Below are 17200 nucleotides of genomic sequence, written 5' to 3'. Positions count from 1 at the left end.
TTCGATATAATGAACCGCTTAAACCAGCTTTTCACATCAAAAAAGGATAACCTGTTATCCATCTACTTTACAGCCGGGTATCCTGCAATAAATACCACAGTTGATATTGCCGCGGCGTTGGAAAAAGCCGGAGCTGATTTCCTGGAAATAGGTTTTCCATATTCTGATCCTGTTGCCGACGGACCTACCATTCAGCACAGTTCTGAACGGGCTTTAGAAAACGGGATGACCTTAAATTTATTATTTGAGGAACTAACCGAGCTGCGAAAAAGGGTAACAATCCCTATCCTGCTGATGGGATATTTTAACCCTATAGTACAATATGGTATCGAACGTTTTTGCAAAAAAGCGGCCGAACTGGGTGTTGACGGCGTTATAGTTCCGGATTTACCTATGTATGAATATGAGCAAATGTATTCCAGTTATTTTATTGATAATAACCTGAGCAATATATTCCTGGTTACACCTCAAACATCCGAAGATCGTATCCGTAAGATTGATGCGTTGAGCAATAGCTTTATTTACCTGTTATCTTCCTCATCTATAACCGGCGGTAGTTTGCAACTTACCAATAGCATTGAGGATTACTACAAACGTATTAAAGCTATGGAGTTAAAAAATCCAACAATAATTGGCTTCGGGATATCAGACAATAACACCTTTAAGCAAGCCTGCACTTACGCAAACGGTGCCATTGTGGGCAGCAAGTTTGTAAAATTGCTGGAAGAAGAGAATTATATGGAGAAGATTCCTGGATTTATAAAATCGATAAGGCCGTAATGCGAAAGAAGGTAAGTTGAAACACATTCCAAAAGGCCTGTCAGTCTGAGCCTGTCGAAGACTCGAGCGGAGAGGCCTTTGCCCGCATGGTTCGACAAGCTACCCATGACGTATTTGCTAAAACTCCTTTTGTCATCCTGAGGAACGAAGGATCTACTTTGCACCCTGCTTCTTCGCCCTGTACAGTTTGCAAATAGATCCTTCGTTCCTCAGGATGACAAACCTTTTTAACGTCATTTCCCCTTCGGAGGTCACCGGATTTTACCACTCACCATGACAGCCCCCAAAATACGTCATAGGTGGATGAAAAAATCTGGAAATCTCTAAAGGTGGAATTGATTTTAACGGATCCGTAGTTACAAATACATTTCCAAATCACCTTTACCTTCACGGATAATTTCAAAGTCGCCGGCAGTGCAGTCTACTACAGTTGATGCCACGTTATCGCCATAGCCGCCGTCAATCACTATATCAACCAGGTCTTCGTATTTCTCGTGGATCAGTTCCGGGTCGGTAGCATATTCCATAATTTCATCGTCGTCTTTTATAGAGGTTGAAAGTATGGGATTGCCCAAAACACGTACAATTTCGCGGGCTATATTATTATCGGGCACCCTGATACCAACCGTTTTTTTGTTGGAGCTCAAAAGCTTTGGCACCATGTGGCTGGCATTAAATATAAAAGTGAACGGCCCCGGCAATGCTTTTTTGAGCACACGGAAGGTGGTATTATCTATTGGTTTGATATAATCAGATATGTGACTGAGATCATAACAGATAAAGGAGAAATTGGCCTTTTCGGGTTTAATATTCCTGATCTTGCAGATGGCTTCTATGGCTCTATGATTGGTAATATCGCAACCTAAACCGTAAATAGTATCAGTAGGATAAATGATCAGGCCGCCTTTGCGCAACACATCCACAACCTGTTCTATAGCTTTGGGGTTCGGGTTTTCGGGGTATATTTTAATGAGCATAATAGTTAGACAAATATACCTTTAAGTTAGTTTAAAAAATGTGTAATTGCGCTTCAATAAAGCACAGTGAGTTTAATTTCACTTTATAAGGTAGTAGTGTTTCGCTATTGGGTAACAAGAAATGTTAGCAATGCAAATGGAGAGCATTATTATGCTCGCCATTTACACTTCTAATTATAAATAAGAATATTTCTTTGCGGGAGGTCTATCCCAAGTTGAACAGAATAATAAGGTTGAATGTGTTATTCTTTTATAAAGTACGATATTTCGGTTATTTTGTCGGTAGCACCAGGAGGTGTGAAGTTTTCGTTATAAAGCACCATTTTAGATGAGCTAATGAATTTTATAGTATAAGTCTTGGTTACCGCTGCTGTTGTATACCCTTGTATAACCTGTTTCTGATGAATGGCTGTGATAATATTGCCGTCTATTGTGTAAGTATATTTAGATGCGAAATCAGTAGGCCCTTGAGTTAGTCCCCCTCCATTTTTATCAAATTGTTCAAAGAAGGTTCCGTCAAATTTAACACCTCCGCCGTCGGTAAAAATGCCGGTTACTACTCCGTTTTCGTATACTTTTACAGTATCCTGGGTATAAACCCATTTTCCTACTAATAGTGTGGCATTTGGATTAGTAGTTGCCGGTTGTGGTCCCTGATTTTTTTTACAAGAAAATAAGATCGTAATAAGTAATAATACAGGCAGAATTTTTTTCATTTAGTTGTGATATGTTTTAAGATGCCATAAATATATCACAATAATAATAACTCTTAGGTTTATATAAAAAGCTATTAAGACGAAGTTAATACCGATTGCTGGAAATGTGTTATTAATTTCTCGATTACACAGCGGTAAACAAACGTTACGTGCAGAAAAAAAACTATAAAAGCCCATGTAAAGGATTTTTATAAATTGCCTATTTCCTTTTCAACGTGGTGTGCGCCTTAGCTCCATTTACCGCAATATCAACCCCGATTGAGTCGCCATAAAACTTGCCGCTATGCGGAATCTCCATATCGCCTAACGTTACGGTGAATGTGAATTTATCGCCGTTTATTTTACCGTCATCAATAGGTAGTTCGCCTTTAGGTGTTTGTGCGGTGCCGGTTAATTTATCGCCATCAATTTTAAAGTTATAAACCAGTGGATATTGATCACCATTGTCTGTGGTGAGGATGCCCGCCCATTTGCCGGCGAAATCGGCAAAGGCAGCAAAACAGGTTAAAAAGCATAATGATAACAAGGCAGTTGTTAAAAATTTTCTTTTCATGGATGTTGTTTTTATCTGCCGGTAAAAGTAAAATCCCTATTAAAATTTATCATGAACAATAGGTTAAGTTTCATTCAATTTATCCATGATGAAAATGTGCCTGATGTAAGAAATTTATAAATGGTTCAAATAAAGGTTTGGTAGAATTAATGGTGCCCGGTAAAGGGGGGAGGGCAGCTATTGCCATAAAAAAGCGTGAGGTGAAAGGCATTCATCTCACGCAAAGAGAAACTGTTAAGCCTACTCAAACTTATCGGCTATTACCTGGATTTTTCTTCCTGGCTTTTCCTCGGCTTCAAACGTAAGCGTAACTTTACCCGCTGCACCAGTAATAGTTATAGTGGCGTTTTTTTCGTGGTCGCCATTTTCATCACTAAGTTTTGCTTTAATAACTGTTTTACCTTCTTTAAAAGGCGTTTTCCAGTCGCAGGTTTTTGAGCTGATTTGTCCCGACATCTTATGATCCTCACCTCCGGGAACAATGGTTATTTCTGTTTTAGAAATGGTAATAACCGTGTGTTCATCCCTGCTGTCAATGTTGCCCTGGCCATCAAGCTGACTTGTTTTTGATGATGTTAAGGTTACGGTTTGGTCGCACTGTGCAAAACCTGCCGTAGTACCGGCTATCATCAAAAAGATGATAATAACCGCTTTTTTAAAATTGAATGCTGTTTTCATTTGTTGATTATTAAATTTTAAATAAAGATAAATGTTTTATATAGTATTATGCAATACAAAGTACTATATAAATTACATAAATTGTCAGTGTTTTAAATTGATTTTCCATTGAGCTAATTTTAGGATACTACATGCTAAAATTAATTATTGTAAAAAGAACAATTAATGTACATTTGAAATGTAGTACCTTTTATTGTAGCCTATTATTTCAACCCGTTATGAATAAAAAAATCTGTTTATTAATAGCTGTATGCTGCAGCTTTTCGGCATTTGCACAAAAACAGCAGGATTACCCCATACAGCCGGTTTCGTTTACCAGTGTAAAGCTTACCGATCATTTTTGGACCTCGCGCATCGAAACCAATCGAACAGCAACAATTCCGGCATCTTTTGCACGTTGCGAAAGTACTGGCAGGGTTAAAAACTTTCAAATGGCGGCTGCTCACTCGGGCAAGTTTTGTACTACCTATCCGTTTGATGATACCGATATTTATAAAACCATTGAAGGTGCCTCTTACTCTTTAGCGGTTCATCCCGATAAACAACTGGATCATTACCTCGATTCGCTTATTACCATAGTTGGCAAGGCGCAGGAACCAGATGGCTACCTATACACCGCCCGTACCATTGATCCTATACATCCACAAGCCTGGGCAGGGCCCGAAAGATGGGTTAACGAGCAAAACATGAGCCATGAGCTATATAACTGCGGTCACATGTTTGAAGCTGCTGCAGCTCATTATATGGCCACAGGCAAGCGTAACTTTTTAAACATTGCTTTAAAAAATGCTGATTTGCTGGTACGCACTTTTGGTCCGGGTAAAAGAACTGTAGCACCGGGGCACGAGATTGTAGAAATGGGCCTGGTACGCCTGTACCGTATCAGCGGTAAAAAAGAATATCTTGACCTGGCCAAGTTTTTTATTGATGCCCGTGGTCACAAGGAATATAACACAAAAAGCAAAAATCCATTCGAGAATGGTGTTTACTGGCAGGATAATACTCCTGTTACCAACCAGGATGAAGCCGAAGGACATGCTGTAAGGGCAATGTACCTATACTCGGGAATGACAGATGTTGCCGCGCTTACTGGTGATAAAGAATACATAGCTGCCATTGACAAGATATGGGAGAACATGGTAAGCAAAAAAATATACGTGCAAGGCAGTATTGGTGCTGTTGGCGATGGAGAACGCTTTGGCGGTAATTACGAATTGCCTAATACAACCGCTTACAATGAAACCTGTGCGGCCATAGGGAACGTATTTTGGAACCAACGTATGTTTTTACTCCATGGCGATTCTAAATACATAGATCTGTTGGAGAAAACCCTATATAATGGATTAATATCGGGCGTGGGCCTTGATGGTAAATCTTTTTTTTACACCAATGCCATGCAAATCCGCGATAGCTTTACGCATCCGGATATTGAGCGCGAGCGTTCTGGTTGGTTTACCTGCTCATGCTGCCCAACCAATATTGTACGCCTTATTCCATCTATCCCCGGTTATATGTATGCGCAAAACGGAAAGGATGTTTATGTGAACCTGTTCATCAGCGGATCGGCAAATTTAAAAGTGAATGATAAAGCGCTTAAAATAACCCAGCAAAATAATTACCCATGGGATGGCGGCCTGGTATTCAATATTGATCCTACCGCGGTTATGGATATGAATCTTAGGATCCGTATACCGGGATGGGCGCAAAATGAAGCTATCCCGTCTGATCTGTACAGCTATGAAAAATCATCGGCACAAAAAATAGCAATCAAAGTGAACGGCAAAGCTATTGATTACCAGATGGAGCATGGATATGCGGTAATCAGCAAAAAATGGAAAAAGAACGATAAAGTAGAACTAACTCTGCCTATGGATGTGCAGCGCGTTATTGCCAACCAAAAATTGAATGATGATAATGGTAAAGTTGCTATCCAGCGCGGCCCCATCATGTATTGCGCCGAGTGGAAAGATAATGCTGGTAAACCCAGTAGTTTCATTATACCCAAGGATGTTGTTTTTACCCCATCATATGATGCTAACTTGCTAAATGGCGTTATGACTTTAAAGGCCGAAGTGAAAAGTGTTAATGTTGATGAGGCTGCTCAAAATGTAAGCACCGGTAGCAGTACTTTAACAGCTATTCCTTATTATTCATGGGCAAATAGGGGCAAAGGAGAGATGACTGTATGGTTCCCTGAGCAGGTAAAATTTGTTGACCTGCTGAGTAAGTAGAGGAACTTAATCTCATCGTTATTTCGAGGCGTGTTGTAATGAGATGATTGTAAGCTTGTTGATATAAGTGTACATCTAATACCCATGAGGTATTTGGTAAAACCCTTTTGTCATCCTGAGGAACGAAGGATCTACTCTTCACCATGCTTCTTCGCCCTGTAAAGTTTGCGAATAGATCCTTCGTTCCTACCCATGACGTATTGGGTTTTGAGGCGTGTGGGCCTGTCAGTCTGAGCCTGTCGAAGACTCGCGCGGAGAGGCCTTTGCCCACTATCCTTCGACAGGCTCAGGATGACAGCCATTTTTGTTACGTCATTTTCTCCTTTAGAGGCCACAGGATTTTACAACTCAGGATGACAAACCTTTTTAATGTCATTGCCCCTTCAGCGTCCCCTGGATTTTACCACTCGTGACATGTGGTTGTTTCAATTAAAGTCCCTTGTGCTTTTTTATTGAATAAATGTTATGTATACATTTCTATTTTCTTGAAAACTTTATACCTTTAAAAAGTATAAACAACCAGTAAACCATTCTGAATCAATTATAAGCTACCCTTAGTTTTAAGGCGGCTTGTGATTGTATCATTAAACAATTAATTATGATAAGAAAGATTTTTACAATGCTACTGCTTGGCGCGTTTTTTTCAGGCGCATCGGCACAAGAAGTTTCCATAAGCAAAGGCTGGAAATTGGCTGTTGGGGATTCGGTGCAATGGGCATCACCAACTTATAACGATCAGCACTGGCAGGCTGCTAACCTTAATGACAACTGGGAGCGCCAGGGTCACCCCAATTATGATGGCTTTGGCTGGTATCGTACCAAAGTGGTGATCCCATCATCATTAAAAGAAAAATCTTTCCTGAAAGATAGCCTTCGCTTAAACCTGGGTACTATTGATGACAACGATGAAGTATACCTGAATGGTAAACTGATAGCTAAATATGGCGGCAATGGCGGTACTATTAAAGATGGACACTACGGAGGTCGCTCCTATACTATAGCTGCAAACAATCCGGCTATTTTGTGGGATAAAGAAAATGTACTGGCCGTACGTATATTTGATACAGGTGGCGATGGCGGTATGGTTAGCAGCGGTTACGGCAGTGTGTTTAGCATTACTATGGCCGATGTGATGGATCATGTAGCGGTTAATACCGATGCTGACTTTGAATATGGCGATAATAACAGCCTTAGTAAAAGTGTTAAGCTATTTACTACAAACCAATACCAATACTCTGGAAAATTGGCTTTCAAAGTAACCGATCCTGAAACCAACGCTGTATTGTATGAAAAGACTAACGATGCTACCTTTACTAAAGGCAAACCGTTCACCTATTCATTTTCTATAGCGCGTTTGGCGAAAAAATCATACACCATTAGCTATACGTTTACAGATACCAAATCGGGTAAAGCGATTGTGCAAACCGAAACTACTCCCTATATCCTTACCCCTTATCCATCGGCTAAGGTGAAAATAAATGGAGCCGATGTATTTGGCGCACGTCCTGGTCACCCGTTTTTATACCTGATACCAGCATCTGGTAAAAAGCCCTTAACCTATAAGGTGAGCGGTTTGCCCGAAGGCTTGAAGCTTGATGCTGCAACAGGGGTGATAAGCGGTACTGTAGCTCAAAAAGGAGATTACCCGGTTACTTTTACTGTAAGTAATACACTGGGTGCAAAAGTTAAGAAATTCACGATTAGTATTGGCGATAATATAGGTTTAACACCAGCACTTGGCTGGAACAGCTGGAACGCATGGGGCTTGAGTGTAAATGACAGTAAGGTACGTATATCGGCCAAAGCAATGATTGATAAGCTGAGCGCGCATGGCTGGGCATACATTAATATAGATGATGGATGGGAAGCAGAACAAAGGGCATCAAATGGTAAAATTGTTACCAACAGCAAATTTCCGGACATGAAAGGACTAACCGATTATGTACATAGCTTAGGTTTGCGGATGGGTATTTATTCATCGCCAGGCTCACGTACCTGCGGCGGTTATTTAGGCAGCTGGCAACATGAAGACCAGGATGCACAAACTTATGCTGATTGGGGCATTGATTATTTAAAATACGACTGGTGCTCATACTCTGAAATAGCTCCAAAGCCCGATCTGGCCGAATTGAAAAAACCCTACCAGGTAATGCAGGCTTCATTGGGTAAAGTAAACCGCGACATCATGTATAGCCTTTGCCAGTACGGTTGGGGCAATGTATGGGAGTGGGGTGCCGAAGTTAACGGCAACAGCTGGCGTACAACAGGAGATATCCAGGATACATGGCAAAGTATGTCAACCATAGGTTTTAACCAGGGGCCGGCTGCATTGCATGCACAGCCAGGTCATTTTAATGATCCTGATATGTTGGTTGTGGGTAAAGTAGGATGGGGGCCAAGCCTGCATAATACACGCCTTACATTTGATGAGCAGTATACACACATCAGCTTATGGAGCCTGTTGGCATCGCCATTGTTGATTGGTTGCGATATGGGCCACCTGGATAGCTTTACATTGAGCCTGTTAACCAATGACGAAGTGCTGGCCATTGATCAGGATGCTTTAGGCAAAGGAGCAAGTCAATACGTTAAAAAAGATGATTACCAGGTTTGGGTAAAGGAATTAAAAGACGGCGGCAAAGCTATTGGTTTGTTTAATACATCCGATAAATACCAAACTATTAGTCTTGATAAAAGCGATCCGGCGATAAGCGGCTATACCAAATTCAGGGATGTATGGCAGCAGAAATATATCATTAGTAGCGGTAAAACCTTAATTGCAAGCGTAGCGCCGCATGGCGTACTGTTGGTGAGGGTAGAGAAATAGTATCAGTATACTATTATAGCAATTGTAGTATGGCAATCGCGAACTTTGCAGAATTGATCTGTATAGTTCGCGATTGCTTTGTTTATAGCAATATGGTTTTTATTTCTGCGGACTATGGTAATAGTAAACAGGCGAAAATACACCTTCGCTTGTGGTGTAATATCCTTTACCATCGGGTGTAAAACCTATTGCTTCGCCTTGTTTTTCGGCTACGTAGGGTAATTCTCTTGGTTGTTTTACCATGGCATCCCAGGCATGTTCATTAGGCAGGCGACGCCAGTAGTAAACCTTTTCGTAGCTTTTTAGTACAATCTGCTGTCCATCTTTTGATATATCGCCCGCCGTGATCCATTTAAAAGGTCTGAAGCCCGGGAAAAATAACTTAGCCCTTTTGGTTAGGGTAAGAGTATCATTGGCGGTAAAATTTAATGGCGACGTATAAACTGCCACAGAATCGCCCCGTTTGCTAACAATATATAATAGTTTTTCAACGGGGTCTATCATTAAAGTTTCCGCGTCCTTTGGCCCATCGGGGTATTTGAAATGGATAGCTACCGGCACGGCATGGGTTATGGTATCGGCGGCCCATGAAGTACTTTCCATGAAACGGTAAACGGTAATGTATTTTCTTGAACCATTGTTATCACCAATATCGCCCAGGTAAACATAGCTTTTACCCTTTTTGGGGCCCGGCCCAACGGCTATATCTTCGCAATCTTTTACGCCTAAGCGTTCGGTTTTATCGCCGGTAAAATAAATAGTGCTTTTTAGTTCTCCTTTTTCATCTATAGAAAAAAAGCGGCTTGTATCACCACTATCATTGTGCACATAATAAATATCTGGGTTTATGGATGAAGCGGCAATACCCGAAGTTTCATCCATTTGCTTATTGTTGAGCGTGCCACTTATATCCTTTTTATCAAGCAAACGGTGCCTGGCATATGACCCCAAAAAGAGCAGCATAATCAGGGGTATAAGGATTTTTAATTTTCTTCTTCTGCTCATCTAAATTGTTAAGAATAATAACGCAAATAAATCATATTATTATGAAGTTCGCATTAATTATATGGTATTCTTGTACATCTGCACAAAAATGCTGCCAACAAGTTACTTGCGCAAATTTAGCTTAAGGAATTTAAACACACGTTGTGTTTATGTAATAATTGATAATTATCGCTGCCTTTGAGGATGATCGAATTTTTGGAAAGGGATCTTTATCACATTTACAAATTTTCCGTTCAAATTTTCGTCCATGTGGGTGTCAATGCCGAAAACGGTATCTTCTTTTTCTAAATTGCCGTAGGTGCCAAAAATTCTGTCCCAGATGCTTAATACATCCCCATAGTTACAATCTGTATAAGGTAATTGGTAATGGTGGTGTACATGGTGCAGGTTAGGTGTAATAAATACCAGACCAACAATCTTGTTAACCTTTGCAGGTAATCTAAACTCGGTATGTGCAATGATGTTGGAGAATGATTGGAAAGTTTGCCTTAAAATAAGGGCGCCAATAGCAGGGCCGCATATAAATACCCAAAGCATTAAAAAGCAGGTGCGTATACAGGTTTCGCACGGATGTTCTCTTAGCGTGGTTGATACATCTACCCTAAGATCGCTGTGGTGAACCAGGTGAAATTTCCACAATGGCTCGGCTTTGTGCATCGTAACATGATATACATATTCGCAAAAGTCAAGCATTACAAATAGACCGATGTAGTAAACCCAGGGATTTGTATGGTAGGGTATAAAATTGATAAGTCCCCAATGATGAACAGTAGCCCATCCGGATATTAAAACAACAAAAGTTGTTAACAGCAGTTGCAATGGTAAGGCCGTAAAAATAAAAAGTGTGTTAACTGATGAATGCTTCCATTTTGTTTTAATACCATCAAATGATACTATCATTTCGGCAAACCATAAGCTTGTTATTACACCGGCATATAAGAGTACTTGGGTCAGATCTTCGTGCTGAGAAAAAAATGAGCTCAGTTTGTGCATAGTTAAATTAAATAGGGACCTAAAGGTAGTGAATATGTTACCGTTTCCTTAACCCCACGTTAATTCTTCATTATTTATTCATCTTTCTGAGCAAAAAAATAACGATAATATTTCCCTGTTTAATGCAGTAAGTATTTCTGTTTCAGTGTTATTATAAGGCAATAAAAAAGGGCTCTTTTCAAAGCCCTTTCATTTTAATACTATTTAGTCATCTCCATTTCCACATCGGGTTTTGAAACATCTGTTAATGCAACCCGGCCCCGATCTTTACGGAGGATACGGTTGAATAGTGATATTTCCCGATCAAAAAGAAATTGGAAAAATAACTTGGTCCATGAAGTATGGAAGTGTAATGTGTCGTAATATTCAGGAGCAGTTTTCTTTATCTCCGGAAGTTTGTTCCATGGTATCGATGGGAAATCATGGTGCTCATTGTGGAAACCTACGTTGAACGCTACCGCGTTAAAGTTACCGTAGTAACTGTAAGTTTCCTGTTCAATAGTATGAGTAAGATAATGCTCCTGGATCCAGCGTGCACCAAGCGGGTGTAAGCCTACCGAAAAAGAAAAACTTAACAGTAAAAACGCAACTGAATGCCAGCCCATAAAATAGGCTATTGCCGTAGTGAAAATCACCTGCAAAACAAAGTTGGTAACTATCCAGCCGTCAATAGGATGAATCTCTCTTAACCTTGATAAACGGAACAGTTGAAACACCGGGAAAAATAACAACCATATCGCTTTACCAAAAAATGAATTGCTTATCAGTTTAGCCTCCCATCTGTTTGGCAAATCGGCATCCAGCTCATGCACACCCTGGAAAGAGTGGTGCTTAATGTGGTACTTTTCAAAAGATATAGCGCTTGGCAATATTTGCGGCAAATTGGCAAACATAGATGCCCAGCGGTTTGCATTACGGTTTTTAAACAGCAGTTGGTGAGTACACTCGTGAATCATCACAAACAAAGCATGGTCAGCAAAGGCGCCCAATAAATAGGCCGCGCCAAAAACAAACCACCAGGATTGATCGCGCAGAAACCAGGCTAAAACCACCTGGAAAGCCACTAAACCAATAATAGCAAATATAGTGTTTGGATTTTTACCTATCAGTTTGCGAAGATGCGGAAACTGCTTTAATATTTTTTTTGTACGAATACGATGTGGTTCAGACTCCTGGGAATAAACAAAATCAGTTCTCTTAATCATATAATATATAAACGTTAAAGATAGCAATAACGTTTTTGAAAATATCATTTAGTAGTCAAAATAAAAAAACCATATAAAATCTTCATGCCGTTTTCATAAAGATTTTATATGGTTTTTTATTTATTGTTGTTTGTAAATCAGTACTTTAAATGTATTTGGTAACGCCTTGCGGGTACCGGGTTCAAATTCAGCAACGCTTAAATAAATTTTATGGGTTTCGGGATCTAAAGCCAGAGTTTTGGCACGCACAGGAGTTTTTAGTATTTGAACAACGCTGTATTCATCAGCCGATTTTTGTTTTATTATGGTAGTTGTACCATCACCGCATGAGCAAAATATCAATTTAGTTTCGGGGTCATAAGCTACAGCATCAACACCAGCGCCAATGGGAAGGGTTGCGGTTACCTTGCCGTTATTGATATTAATCACACTAATACCTTTGTTTTCGCGGCAAACTGTAAACAGGCGTTGGCTGGCGGCATCCAATGCCAGCCCTGTAGGACCGCCACAGGGCGCAAGCGGATAGTTTTTTACCACTTTAAGTGATTTGCTGTCAATTACATTCAGGCTGCTTTTATCTTCCAGGTTGTTGTAGATTTTGCCTTTGCCATCAGATACGGCAAATTCAGGGCCGCCGCCTAAAGCTACAGTGCCTACCTGTTTCAAGGTTTTAGGGTCGATAACGGATGAATTGTTGCTTTCGCCGTTAAAACTGAAAACGCGATCGGAGTAGGAATCATACATAATAGCATCCGGGCCGTTTGCATCCTTAAGCGGGATGGTTGCAATAATTTTCAATGTTTTCAAATCAAAAGCTACAACCGAGTTTGATTTGCCATCGGTAATAAAGCCACGGTTCAATTTATTTACAATGGCAATGCCATGTACACCTTTCATGTTATCAATGGAACCTACGGGTTGCTCGGTAATTAAATTGATAACATTTACCTGTGTGCCATGTGATACATATAAACGGTGATTTACCTTATCAATAGCCAGGTAGTCGTAACCACCATCGCCGGGTAGGGATATGGTTTTATCAGCTACATAGGTTTGAGCTTTTAAGGCCATAGGAGTTAAGGCCGTTGCCAGTAATGCAAGAATTAAAATTTGCTTTTTCATTTTTGTTGGGTCTGTTTATACGAATGAAATTAGGCTTTAAATCTGGAGAAATATTGTGCTATTGCGGATGATCTGTATGTTGTTCAATAGCCGGTACGGTGAAGCCATTACGATATAAAATACGCATCATACTCGGTAAAACAATTAAAAGCAAAGGCAGGGCAACTAAGAAACCGCCAATAACTGCTATAGCCAAAGGTTGATGTAACTGAGCCCCGGCGCCGATACCTAAAGCCAGTGGAGTTAATGCAATTATTGCTCCTAATGCCGTCATTAATTTGGGCCTTAACCGTGTGGAGATAGAATAAACTATAGCTTCATTCACGCTTTTTTCTCTTGCGCTTTCTCTAAATTGCAAAAAGGTGAATATGGCGTTTTCGCCAATAATACCAACTATCATAATCAATCCTGTATAGCTGCCAACATTTAGTGGAGTATTTGTAATATATAAAGCCAAAAAGCTTCCCGAAATACCCAAAACCGCCATCACCAAAATTAATATTGCTATTCTGAACTGCTTAAACAAAAATAGTATCACCCCAAAAACCAACAGGCTCGATGTGATGAGGATAATCAGCAGCTCTTTAAATGATTGCTGCTGCTCGGCATACGCACCGCCATATTCTACATGATAGCCCCTGGGGAAGTTTACTTTTTGGGCTATGTTTTTTTGTATGGCGGGTATTACTGTTCCTAAATCGCTATTCTCTAACCTGGCGGTGATAACGCCCATTGATTGCAGGTCCTGACGGTTAATTTCAGCATCGCCGGCTTTTATCTCAACTGTAGCCAACTGGCTTATTGGTATTAATTTACCGTTGCCCAGGAATATATTTAGTTTTTTAATATCGGCTATGTTTAATGACCGGTTACCCGGGTAAACCATGCGGATAGGAGATAGTTGCTGAGTTTCGTACAAATTACCTACTACATTGCCATCCAGCGCAGTTTGGGCCTGAAACTGCAGGGTGGCTGGTGTAATATTGTATTGTGCCAGTTTTTTATAATCAGGTACGATACTTACAGAGGGACCTGCAATCACGATACCATCAAACACATCGGCAGTACCTTTAACCGCGGTAACTTCGGCCGCAATTTGTTTTGAAAGGTTTTGAAGGATGCGTTGATCATCGCCAAAAACTTTGATTTCGATAGGCTGGGTTGAACTCATAAGGTCGCCCAACATATCCGTTATCACTTGTCCAAAATCTACCCGTAAGGCAGGTTGTGTTTTTTCAATTTCACTCCTTATATCACTAGTTACCTCTTCAGTTGTTTTTTCATGCGTTTTCTTCAATTGAATCAGGTAGTCGCCGGTATTAGGCTCAGTTATAAAAAAACCCATTTGTGTTCCTGTACGGCGGGAGTAGGCGGCTACGTCAGGATGTTTGGTGATGATCTTTTCTATCTCTCTTAGCATCCGGTCGGTTTCCTGCAGCGAGGTTCCCGGCGGCGAACTATAATCCAACACTATACTGCCTTCATCCATAGCCGGTAAAAAACCGGTTTCTAATTTTGAGGGTATAAATACGATCACCGCAATTAACGCCATCATAATAACAATGCTGATTATTGGCTGCATAATGAAAAAAGAAACCCAGCCCTGCCTTTTTACCTCGTGTGTTTCTTCCTTTACGTTTGTGGAATGCGCATGTTGATTACGTGTAAGAAACAGGTATATAACAGGCAAGCCTATCCATGTTACAAAAAATGAGCAGATAAGGGTAATGATCATGGTATTGGTCATTACCTTAAAATAGGCTCCGGCAACACCCGTCATCAATAAAAAGGGAACAAAAATAACTATGGTACTTATAGATGAGCCAAGCATAGCCGGGAACAAGTAATCAATAGCTTTTTTAAGCAGGCGGCTGGTGGGTTCATCAGGGTGCTCTTCGTGCGTGCGATGGATTTGCTCAACCACAACAATGGCGTCATCAATGATCAATCCTATAGCTGCTGCTATTGCACCCAGCGTCATGATATTGAAAGTATAGCCTATTACGTAAAGCACAATAAGTGTAAGGCAAAGCGTAACCGGAATTGTAATTAAAATGGTTGCACTGGCTTTAAATGATCTCAGGAAAATAATAGCTACAACTATTGCCAGCAATAAACCTATCCAAACACTATCGGTAACACTTTTAACAGAATCGTTTACAAAATCGGCCTGTACATAGTAGGGTTTTATAGTAACATCTTTGGGTAGTATTTTTTGAAGGGCCGCCACTTTTGCCGCCATATCTGTTGATAAGGATATCAGGTTGGCATTGGGTTGTTTTATAACTGCTATTAATACGCCATCATGGCCGTTGGCATTTATCTTGGTATATTCTATGCCTTCGTTTATTTGTACTGATGCAATATCTTTTACCTGGATAACCCTTTTGCTGTTATTGCTTATCACCATATTTTCCAGCTGATCCTTTGCAGTTACGGTAGCATCGGTTACGGTGAGATACAGCATTTTATAATCAGAAAGATAACCTTCTGATTTTATGAAGTTTGTTTGGCTTAATGCGCTGCTGATCATATCCGGCGTTAATGACAGTGCCGTCATTTTTTCGCGGTTAAGCACAAGCCAGTATTCTTTTGTTTTACCACCAATAACCCTTATTTCGGATACACCGTTTATTTGTGATAAAAATGGTTTTACGGTAAATGTGGCCAGTTGCTTTAACTCAATTGGTGATCTATTATGACTCTCCAGCGTGTACCCGCTTACCGGTAAAATAGAAGGGTTCATTTTTTCGACGGATATGTTTACATCCGGCGGCAGGGTATTTTGAATTTTAGCAATCTGTGATTCTATTTGTTGCTTACTCAGGTCAATATCAGCGTTCCAATCCATATAGGCCGATATCTCGGCACTTCCCCTGCTTGTGGTGCTTCTTACTAGTTGTAAGGCCGGTACCTGTTTTATCGCGTTTTCTAACGGTTTGGTTACCGTTATCATCATTTTGTTTACCGGTTGTAAACCTGCATCAGCAATTACCTTAATTTTAGGAAAAGTAATCTCGGGAAAAAGGGAAGTTTGAAGTTTGGTATAAGCAAATATGCCACCTATTAATATCAGCGATAATACCAGTAGCAGGGGTTTGCGATAAAAAATAAAAAAATTCTCTACCTTATCTATTTTTGTTTCTACAACTTTAGCCATTACTGTACAATTTTAACTTTAGCTGTATCTGCCAAACCATAATTACCGCTTATAACTATTTTATCCCGGGGAGAAAACTTTGGCGATAAGATCTCTACTTTGCCGCCACTTTCAATTCCTTTTTTTACAGGTATTTTAACTGCTGTGGTGGCATTAATTAATTTCATTACCCAAAATTCTGTCTGTGTTTCGTTTGATAGGATGGCTGAAGCCGGCAGAGATGTGGTGTTTGTTTTCGATGTTTTTACTATCCGTGCCCTGGCTACCAGGTTTTCGGGGATTTGATCGGCCGAATTTACTTTGATCACGATGCCCTGGGTTTGTGATAGCGTATCAACAACGGGCATAAAAGAGGCTACTTTGCCATTTAATTTTACCCCATCAGGGAGGGTAAGCAATACGTCCTGGTTGCTGGATACAGAAGCGCGCAATTCATAAGGCAGCTGCATAATGAAGGCGAAGCTTCCCCTGTCGCTTATGATAGCTAATTGTTCGCCATCCTGTACATAATCACCTACCTGGTGATTTAATTGTGTAATATAACCATGTTCAGAGGCTTTGATTTTATTTACGCCCGAAAATTTGAAGGTAGTATCAAGTATGTTTATGCTATTGCCAATGCTTTGCGCTTCTTTGGTTTTTATAGTAAATAAAACCGCGCCTTTATTTACGTAATGGCCAATTTGCGTATTTACCTTTTGTATGTAACCAATTGCATTAGCTTTTACATAGTTTTTTTGAAGGAATGATGATGTGGCATTCAGTTCAATGTAATCTGTAAGTGAACTTTCGTCAATGGTGGTAACTTGTACAGGTGTTTCGGGTATTACAACTTCTGCATCGCTTGCTGTTGCTGCATCAGAATTACCTTTACATGAAGAATACACCAGTGCTACTGCTAAAATTATTAAAATGTTTTTTGAACGGGAACAGGCTGTTTTATATATTTTCAT

The 17200-nt window shown here is 40.2% G+C and carries 13 protein-coding genes; 3 read left to right on the top strand and 10 right to left on the bottom strand.

The genetic code is table 11. The features are described 5' to 3' along the window. Positions 1 to 9 precede the first annotated feature (9 nt). The gene (trpA, locus tag AC1D0K_RS11780; protein WP_477442422.1) at positions 10 to 780 is read left to right on the top strand and encodes a tryptophan synthase subunit alpha; all 771 of its coding nucleotides are present in this window, start codon (positions 10 to 12) and stop codon (positions 778 to 780) included. 356 nt (positions 781 to 1136) lie between these two features. Here trpA and AC1D0K_RS11775 read toward each other — a convergent pair whose 3' ends face one another. The 4 genes from AC1D0K_RS11775 to AC1D0K_RS11760 form a co-directional block, all read right to left on the bottom strand. Further along, positions 1137 to 1757, bottom strand: a complete 621-nt coding sequence (locus AC1D0K_RS11775; protein ID WP_295719681.1) for an L-threonylcarbamoyladenylate synthase — start codon at positions 1755 to 1757, stop codon at positions 1137 to 1139. A 242-nt stretch (positions 1758 to 1999) separates the two neighbouring features. Beyond that, complete coding sequence (locus AC1D0K_RS11770) at positions 2000 to 2473, bottom strand: hypothetical protein (RefSeq protein ID WP_295719678.1); 474 nt, start codon at positions 2471 to 2473, stop codon at positions 2000 to 2002. Between the two features lie 199 nt (positions 2474 to 2672). Further along, a complete protein-coding gene (locus AC1D0K_RS11765; RefSeq protein WP_295719676.1) occupies positions 2673 to 3026 on the bottom strand; it encodes a hypothetical protein in 354 nt (117 codons plus the stop codon). Between the two features lie 240 nt (positions 3027 to 3266). Beyond that, positions 3267 to 3704 carry a hypothetical protein gene (locus AC1D0K_RS11760; protein ID WP_477396235.1) on the bottom strand — a complete coding sequence of 146 codons (438 nt, stop codon included), beginning with the start codon at positions 3702 to 3704 and terminating at the stop codon, positions 3267 to 3269. A 218-nt stretch (positions 3705 to 3922) separates the two neighbouring features. On the opposite strand from AC1D0K_RS11760, the gene AC1D0K_RS11755 reads away from it, so the two are divergent. After that, entirely contained in the window at positions 3923 to 5935 is a 2013-nt protein-coding gene (locus AC1D0K_RS11755) for a glycoside hydrolase family 127 protein (RefSeq protein ID WP_477396233.1), read from the top strand. A gap of 598 nt (positions 5936 to 6533) precedes the next feature. Next, positions 6534 to 8762, top strand: a complete 2229-nt coding sequence (locus AC1D0K_RS11750; RefSeq protein WP_477394059.1) for a putative Ig domain-containing protein — start codon at positions 6534 to 6536, stop codon at positions 8760 to 8762. Between the two features lie 99 nt (positions 8763 to 8861). On the opposite strand, the gene AC1D0K_RS11745 is transcribed toward AC1D0K_RS11750, so the two are convergent. The 6 genes from AC1D0K_RS11745 to AC1D0K_RS11720 form a co-directional block, all read right to left on the bottom strand. Continuing rightward, complete coding sequence (locus AC1D0K_RS11745) at positions 8862 to 9767, bottom strand: hypothetical protein (protein ID WP_477394057.1); 906 nt, start codon at positions 9765 to 9767, stop codon at positions 8862 to 8864. A 165-nt stretch (positions 9768 to 9932) separates the two neighbouring features. After that, complete coding sequence (locus tag AC1D0K_RS11740) at positions 9933 to 10760, bottom strand: sterol desaturase family protein (protein WP_477394055.1); 828 nt, start codon at positions 10758 to 10760, stop codon at positions 9933 to 9935. A 200-nt stretch (positions 10761 to 10960) separates the two neighbouring features. After that, the gene (locus tag AC1D0K_RS11735) at positions 10961 to 11965 is read right to left on the bottom strand and encodes a fatty acid desaturase (RefSeq protein ID WP_295719664.1); all 1005 of its coding nucleotides are present in this window, start codon (positions 11963 to 11965) and stop codon (positions 10961 to 10963) included. Between the two features lie 120 nt (positions 11966 to 12085). Beyond that, the gene (locus AC1D0K_RS11730; RefSeq protein ID WP_477394051.1) at positions 12086 to 13087 is read right to left on the bottom strand and encodes a YncE family protein; all 1002 of its coding nucleotides are present in this window, start codon (positions 13085 to 13087) and stop codon (positions 12086 to 12088) included. A 58-nt stretch (positions 13088 to 13145) separates the two neighbouring features. Continuing rightward, a complete protein-coding gene (locus AC1D0K_RS11725) occupies positions 13146 to 16247 on the bottom strand; it encodes an efflux RND transporter permease subunit (protein ID WP_477463060.1) in 3102 nt (1033 codons plus the stop codon). Beyond that, positions 16247 to 17200 carry an efflux RND transporter periplasmic adaptor subunit gene (locus AC1D0K_RS11720; RefSeq protein ID WP_477394048.1) on the bottom strand — a complete coding sequence of 318 codons (954 nt, stop codon included), beginning with the start codon at positions 17198 to 17200 and terminating at the stop codon, positions 16247 to 16249. The genes AC1D0K_RS11725 and AC1D0K_RS11720 overlap by 1 nt, the downstream gene beginning before the upstream one ends.

It is taken from the genome of Mucilaginibacter sp. P1_A3 (genome assembly GCF_056406855.1).
This window is presented reverse-complemented; position numbering and strand designations above follow the sequence as displayed.